5 protein-coding genes are annotated in these 7,037 nt (G+C 62.8%); 1 reads left to right on the forward strand and 4 read right to left on the reverse strand.

All coding sequences use genetic code 11. From position 1 onward, the window contains the following. Positions 1-843: 843 nt before the first annotated feature. Genes AWB68_RS41375 through AWB68_RS41390 form a run of 4 tightly spaced genes read right to left on the reverse strand, consistent with a single transcriptional unit; the run spans position 844 to position 5,799 of the window. Positions 844-2,310 carry an MdtP family multidrug efflux transporter outer membrane subunit gene (locus AWB68_RS41375; RefSeq protein WP_087649935.1) on the reverse strand — a complete coding sequence of 489 codons (1,467 nt, stop codon included), beginning with the start codon at positions 2,308-2,310 and terminating at the stop codon, positions 844-846. Then, positions 2,307-4,406, reverse strand: coding sequence for an FUSC family protein (locus tag AWB68_RS41380; RefSeq protein WP_087649936.1), 2,100 nt, complete (start codon positions 4,404-4,406; stop codon positions 2,307-2,309). The genes AWB68_RS41375 and AWB68_RS41380 overlap by 4 nt, the downstream gene beginning before the upstream one ends. A 9-nt stretch (positions 4,407-4,415) precedes the next feature. Beyond that, positions 4,416-5,474, reverse strand: a complete 1,059-nt coding sequence (gene mdtN / locus AWB68_RS41385) for a multidrug transporter subunit MdtN (protein ID WP_087649937.1) — start codon at positions 5,472-5,474, stop codon at positions 4,416-4,418. A 19-nt stretch (positions 5,475-5,493) separates the two neighbouring features. After that, a complete protein-coding gene (locus AWB68_RS41390; RefSeq protein WP_087649938.1) occupies positions 5,494-5,799 on the reverse strand; it encodes a YtcA family lipoprotein in 306 nt (101 codons plus the stop codon). A gap of 522 nt (positions 5,800-6,321) precedes the next feature. Between AWB68_RS41390 and AWB68_RS41400 the strand changes: the two genes are divergently transcribed. Continuing rightward, positions 6,322-6,672, forward strand: coding sequence for a DUF3331 domain-containing protein (locus AWB68_RS41400; RefSeq protein ID WP_235028801.1), 351 nt, complete (start codon positions 6,322-6,324; stop codon positions 6,670-6,672). Positions 6,673-7,037: the final 365 nt, after the last annotated feature.

Here is a 7,037-nt window from a genome sequence, read left to right on the forward strand (position 1 = left end):
ACCGTTTGATGCGCTCAGGCTTCTATTGAACTTGCTTTGTTTTTGGTTTATTTGCTCTGCCCCTGTCCGGGGCGGGATGGATGATCGCTGGCGCTTGGGGGTGGGGTGAGGTGTTTACACCGTTTGATGCGCTCAGGCTTCTATGGAACTTGTATTTGTTTCGGTTTATTAGCTCTGCCCCTGTCCGGGGCGGGACTCACTTTCTTTGCTGCTGCAAAGAAAGTAAGCAAAGAAAGCAGCTTTCCACCGCCAATCCTTGCCATGCGCCGCCAGCCCGTTATGTCCGAGTGGTCCAACCGGGGGAGTGTCGTTAGCGGGGTTTCGTCGTTGTTGGCATGTAGAAGAGGCGCGCACGTCGCACCGCGACAGGGAGTGGAACAGCAGTCATACATCCGTCCTGGCACTGCGTGCCCGACGACAGGTTGGCTAGCGATTGTGAATTGAAGCATGCAGCAAGCACGAACGAGCAACGTAGCGATGGGTTTCAGTTTTGCCTGACGGGTGAGCGCGTAGCGCGAGGCTGGATGGATGACTGCTGGTCCACTTCGTATAGCGGTGCGATGCCCGTGCCTCTTCTACATGCCAACAACGATGAAACCCCGCTAACGACACTCCCCCGGTTGGACCACTCCGACGTAACGGCCTGGCGGCGACTGGCAAGCATTGGCGGTGGAAAGCTGCTTTCTTTGCTTACTTTCTTTGCAGCAGCAAAGAAAGTGAGTCCCGCCCCGGACAGGGGCAGAGCTAATAAACCGCAAAGAATACAAGTTCCATAGAAGCCCAAGCGCATCAAACGGTGTAAACAACAACCCCACCCCAACCACACCCCCAAGCGCCAGCGCCTCACCTCTCGGCCCTATACCCTCCCCCGAGCGCCTTCGTCAGCGCAATCTCCTGCCCGAGCATTTGACCATCGAGCGTAAGCAGCGCAACCCGTTCTGCGATCACGGGCTGACGCGCCTCAAGCGCCGCGAGCTGGCTCGTCAACCCGCGCCGATAGTGCGCCTCGACACTGTCCCTCGCGAACGCAACCGATTCGACCCGTTGCTTCTGCAACTCGGCCTCCGCATCAAGTGCCTGAAGACGGCTGCCCGTCTGCGCGACGTCGCGCACCGCGTTGAGGACGGCCTGGTTGTACTGCTCGATCAACAGGTTGCTCCCCTCGCGTGCGCCGCTCAGGTTCGCATTGAGCCTGCCGCCGTCGAAGATCGGCAAGTACAGGCCCGGAATCAGGTTGATCTGCTGGCTTGCATGCGTGAAAAGATCCGCGAGATGCAATGCGTTGAAGCCGAAGAACGCCTTGATGTCGAAGCTCGGATAGAACGCCGCCTTCGCCGCATCGATCCGGTCGAACGATGACTCCACATACCATCGCATCGCCTGCAGGTCGGGCCGCCGCGCAAGCAACTCGAACGAGAGCGTCGCCGGCAAGGCCGCCTGCGAACGCGGCAGCGCGACGGGCTCGATGGCGGGCAGGCCATCAGGTCCCGCGCCGACCAGCGCGCGCATCGATTCGCGAAGCTGCTTTACCTGCCCTTCTGTCGACACGATCTGCCGCTCGATGCCCAGTTGCTGCGCTCGTGCTTCTTCGACCAGAGTGCGGGCTTCGAGGCCGCGCGCCGCCCGCGCTTCGTGGGCTTGCACGGCGAACACCGCGACCTCATGCGATTCGTTCAGCAATGCAATGAGCTGATAAGCCGTTTGAATGCCATAGTAAAGCTGCGCGACATCGGTCGAGACTTCGAGTTCGACAGCGGACGTCTCGGCAAGCCGCGCATTGCTCACGCCAAGCGACGCGGCAATCTGCGCGCGCTGCTTGCCCCAGATGTCGACGTTAAGGCTTGCGCCCAGCCCGACGATGCCCTCGGTGTACCACGGTCCGTCCAGCCCCAAGGCCGGTTCGTTCATCGCGAACGGGCCGAGAAAGCCGTTCGCGGACACATGCTCGCGATCCAGCATGGCGAGCGCCACCACCTGAAGGCTCGATCCCGTTCTGACAAGCTCGACATCCGACTTGGCCTGTGCAACCCGAGTGCGCGCAATCACCATCGTCGGCGCATTGCTGAGCGCCTGGTCGATCAGCGCATCGAGCTGGGCATCCTGATAGCGCGTCCACCAGCGCGCAGCGGGCCAGCCGTCGCGCGCGAGATGGATGTCGTTCGCGAGGTTGATCTGCTCGGGCGCGATCTCGGTATAAGGCTTGCCGTCATGATGGATCAGTGCGCAACCCGGCATCACGGACGCCATCCACGCGACGCATAACAAGCCTCGACGCCATCGCCAATCACGCACACCCGTTCGCGCCTTCATGCTCGTATGGCCTCTGATGAGGGCGCCGCGACGGGTGCCTCGGCGCGCCAGTCCGGCAAACCCGCGACTTGCCGGGACAGTTCGTCCGCTGCCGCAAGGAGCGGGTCGCCGGCCAGTTCGTCGGCTTGCAAAGCGATTTCGATGCGACGCGGCATGCAGGCGTCGGGCGGGTTAGCGGCAAGCGCATCCGCGTACTGGCTGAGCGCGGCGGACGCCTGTTCCTGTGTCGAACGCACGGCGTCGACCGTTCGTGCGCTCGACGTTCCCGCCTGCGCCGCCAGGGAGATGCGCAGCGCATCGCCCGCCAGCATGATCTCGCGCCCCTGCGCGAGAACCGTTTGCGCGCGCAGTGTCAGTTGCGCCTGATCCCCTTCCTCCCATCCGGGCTCGAGCGCGACACGCGAGAGCGTCGCCTCGCAATCGGCCAGCGCGGCCCACGCCTGCAACTGACGCTGCGCATGCGGCAACGCATCCCGCGCGTCGGCGCCTGCCTGCGGTGCGCGCAACTGTGCGGCGATCGTGCGCAACATCGTGGCGAGCTTCTGCCGCAGGACGTCGCCCTCGCCTTCCCGCCAGAACGACATCTGCACGAAGGTCGCCACGCCGACGCCCAGCAGGATGCCCACCATCCGGTCGCGAATTTCAGTGAGGTTCGTGGTCGGGCCGAACTGCTGGAATAGCGCAAGCGAGAAGGTGAACGTCAACTGGAGGCCGGCATAGCCGATCCTCTCCGAACCCGCCGCTATCCACGCCCCGAGCGCGACGACGGGCAGCGTAATCAGCAACAGGCTGACGATGTCGTCGAGATGCGGAATGACGAACACGACCATGAACAACGCCAGCGCACTGCCGACGGCGGCCCCGGTCAGCCGCAGCAACGCACGCTGCGTCGATGCGCCCAGGCTCGGCAGCGCGACGATCAAACAGGTCAGCATGATCGTGTGGACGCCCTGCCAGTCCACGGCGTTGTAGAACACGTAGCAGACGAGAACGGCAAGCAGCGTCTTCAGCGAAAAGCGCATGTAGGCGGGATTGGTCCACGCGTCGGGCGCGACCATCGGCTCGCTGGCGGGCGGCTTGCCGGGCTCCGCGCCGCTCGCGACGAGATCCGCGTACGCACGCAGCGCCCGCTGCAACTCGCCTGCGGCGGGAACCGTGTCGGCTGCATTGCGTTCTTCTGGCGTCGCCGTGCTGACGTAGCGATACGGCACGGCCGCCCTCACCGATTCGTCGAGTGCGCGGACGTTCGCAAGCAGCTCGCGCAACATCGCGCGTTGCGCCGCCGATGCGCCCGGCCACGTATCGGGCAACTCGCTCGCGCCGCGATGCAGGCGCGACACGGTCGCGATGCATGCCAGTTGCGACGCCTGATGCTCGCGATAGCGGGCATCACGCATCGTCGTGAACCTGAGCAGCTTCTGCAGCGTGAGCGCACCTTGCTGGACAGCCGCCAGCGTGATCGGCGCGGCGCCCGTGGTGCCGTCGATCAGTGGCGTGAGGCGCGCTTCCAGCGCCGCGAGTTGCCGATGGATTTCCGCCTTGAGCTGCAACTGCGGTTCGGCGGGCAACAGCAGCGTATTGACGACCATCGTCAGCGCGATCGGATAATTGACGGCGACCCACACCCACAACACCGCGCGGATCAGCAGGTCGGCCTGATCGGTCTGATCGACGAAGCTCTGCACATAGATCACGACGATGGCGACGATGAAGAACACCACGCCGATCCTGAGAACGCGAAGCAGATAGACGCTGCCGAAGAACAGCAGGCTCGCGATGACGATGCGCAGCAACGGATAGTCGAACGTAAACTTGAGCAGCAGAATCGACAGGCCGATGGCCAGCGTCGATCCGAGCATGAACATCAGGCCGACCAGCCGCGTGAGCACCACGTTCGCTTGCGTCACGTAGAACACCACCAGCAGCGACAGCGCAAGCTCCGGCACTTCGAGCGCCATCGACGCGACGATCACGATGGCGCTCGTCAGCATGCAGCGCAGCATCACGTTGACGCGACCCGGGAAAGGCGCAAGCTCGCGCCTGAGAAAAGCGCCGGCGTCGCGCAGTGTGACGGGCAGGGAGTCAGCGGCGTCCATGGGCGTTCCTCAATGGCGCTCGCCGTCGTTGCCGCGCCCGGGCTCCAGCACGGCCACCGCCGACGTACCGAGTCGAAACAGATCCGGGTTCGGACTATCCACCCTGATCTTGACCGGGAAGCGCTGCGACACGTGGACCCAGTTAAGCGTGCGTTGAATGCGCGGCAAGCCGCCTGGCAATGCAAGGCCGGCTTCATCGGGCGCGATGCCATAGCTGATCGAATCGACGCTGCCCCGGAAGCGCTGGCCCGTGTCGCTCAGCAAGTAGACCGTGGCGGGCGTGCCCGTCCTGATGCCCTTGAGTTCCGTCTCGCGAAAATTCGCGACCACGTACCAGTGGCGCGTATCGATCAACGTGAAGACGGGCTTGAGCGCGGTTGCAAACTGGCCCGTCGATGTCTTCAACGAAACGATGCGGCCGTCGAACGGTGCTCGCACCGTCGCATACTCCAGGTTCAGTTCGGCAATCGCGATCTCCGCCATGACCACGGCACGTTGTGCGACCAGCGCATCCACGCCGCTCACCGCCGCTGCCGCCTGCTGCGCCTGCAGTTGCGCGGCGCTGAGTTCGGCCTGCGTGGCGCGTTGGGCAGTGCGCGCACGGTCGACGTCCTCCGCCGACACATAACCGTGCGACAGCAACGGCTCCATGCGATGCAGGGTATCGGCAGCCTGACCGGCCGCCGCTCGCGCGCGCTCGACGGCCGCCCGCACCGACTGCGCGTTGTATTGCTGCGCGTTGACCGTGCGCTGGGTCAGTTCGATCTGTCGGTCGAGCGCAATGAGGGACGCCTGCCCGCGCGTCAACGCATCCTGGTACGGACGCGGATCGATGCGGAACAGCAGGTCGCCCTGCTTCACCGCCTGATTGTCGCGCACGGCCATCTCGACGATGCGCCCGTTGACTTCGGGCACGACGTCGATCGTATCCGCATAGACATAGGCGTCGTCGGTGCGTGGCGTCCGGTCAAGTTCGCGGATGACGAACACCGCCAGCAATAGCGTCGCCACGACCAGGATGATGGCCGGCCATGCTCTCTTCTTTGTCCCGCTGGAAGGCGTCGCCATGACCTCGACCTGTGGAGATTCAATGCTGGAACAGGATCAACCAGACAGCCAGTGAAAGGAAAACGACAAGCGTGGGAATGACCACGGCTGAAGGCCCCATCAGATGGTCGGCCTGCAAGCGCTTGAGAATCACATGGATGACGACCGTGAGCACGACGCCCGCGACGATACAGAACAGCCAGTCGGGAAAGTATGCGCCGAGCACGTTGATCGACGGCGAATTCACGCACCCCGACAACAGGATCGCGGCAATCGCTGCCGCGCCGATTGCATGCTTTGAACTTCTGCCTTTGGCCGATGGGGCAAAAAGTGGGGCAAGTGGCATGTGCCGTTTCAAGGTCGTCTCTATTGTTGGAAGCAAACCTGGCCCGAAGGAGGTCGGCGAGGTTGCATCATATGAGTCGGTCACACCGAAAAATCGCAGCGTACAAATTCGTCACGATAACGCCGAAAGAAGCATTCCGCATTACATGAATATGTAATGTCGCAGCGATTTTCAACGATGTAAATTGGGCGCTGAGTGCGTCGCCCACATCGATGGGCAGCGCCTGATGGACATCTGCACTCGGGTTCCTCTTCTCGCCCACACCCGGACGCATCCACATTCATTCAAGCCGAAGTCGAGCGTCAGCTATGGTCCGGCACGTCGCATCGATTGCACGCGGCATCGTCTCCGGAACTCAACGTCGCTGGCCGACGGGAAGATACACGATGGTCGTCTGGTCATGTCATGGAGCTTTCTTGTCGCTGACCAGGTCAATCGCCGAAGCTCTCGTTTGTCTAACGAAAATCGAGGAACCGCATCATGCAAGCTCCCTTCGAAGCAGACACGACGTGGCATTCGACGATGGCGCTCCCTGCGAGCGAAGGTGAATTACGGCGCCCGATAGCGTCCAGTCGCCACCGCGCGATACACGGCGAAGGCTGCTTCTCGAAATGTGCGATCCGGGTTCTTGAGCGCAATGGACCGAACTCGGCAACGGTTGCATGGAGCGACGCGACTTCCTGCTGCTACGGCGAACAACTCTGGCGGCGCCGCATCGCAAAGAAAGCCGGAGTTTGCGCGTTGAGCGGACAACCCATTGCAACAGGCGATGCCGTGTATCGACCCAGGCTTGCCAAGCCTGCACCACGAAACATCGAAGCGATGATTCTCGCCACGGTCATGGACGCTATCACCGTGGAGCAAGGTGCCTGACAGGTCGACGCTGCCGCGTGCGGGCATCACGATCGAGGCTTCTCTGGGCGGACCCCAGATTCATGCAATAGCCGGTACAGCGCGCGTACGGTGCGGTGGGGGATTCGCTTGATGGATTCACGGAATCCCAGCGCCGGGACCGTTCGATCGAATGGGTTCATATGAACCGGTTCCGGCAGGCATGTTGCGCCGACGTCCGGTCAAGCGATAGCTTAGCTGACCATCCAGGCAAGCGTTTGACGACGCCTGTCCAAAGGTGCGGGCCGGCGACGCCGGCCGCTCGCCTTTATCTCAGACAGCACGGCGCACCATCAATTCCTTGATCTTGCCGATCGCCTTGGTGGGATTGAGCCCCTTCGGGCACA

The organism is Caballeronia choica, assembly GCF_001544535.1.
GTDB lineage: Bacteria > Pseudomonadota > Gammaproteobacteria > Burkholderiales > Burkholderiaceae > Caballeronia > Caballeronia choica.

Coding starts and splice junctions, on each gene's coding strand:
- AWB68_RS41375 (WP_087649935.1), bottom strand. CDS start 2,310: ATGAAGGCGCGAACGGGTGTGCGTGATTGGCGATGGCGTCGAGGCTTG.
- AWB68_RS41380 (WP_087649936.1), bottom strand. CDS start 4,406: ATGGACGCCGCTGACTCCCTGCCCGTCACACTGCGCGACGCCGGCGCT.
- mdtN (WP_087649937.1), bottom strand. CDS start 5,474: ATGGCGACGCCTTCCAGCGGGACAAAGAAGAGAGCATGGCCGGCCATC.
- AWB68_RS41390 (WP_087649938.1), bottom strand. CDS start 5,799: ATGCCACTTGCCCCACTTTTTGCCCCATCGGCCAAAGGCAGAAGTTCA.
- AWB68_RS41400 (WP_235028801.1), top strand. CDS start 6,322: ATGGCGCTCCCTGCGAGCGAAGGTGAATTACGGCGCCCGATAGCGTCC.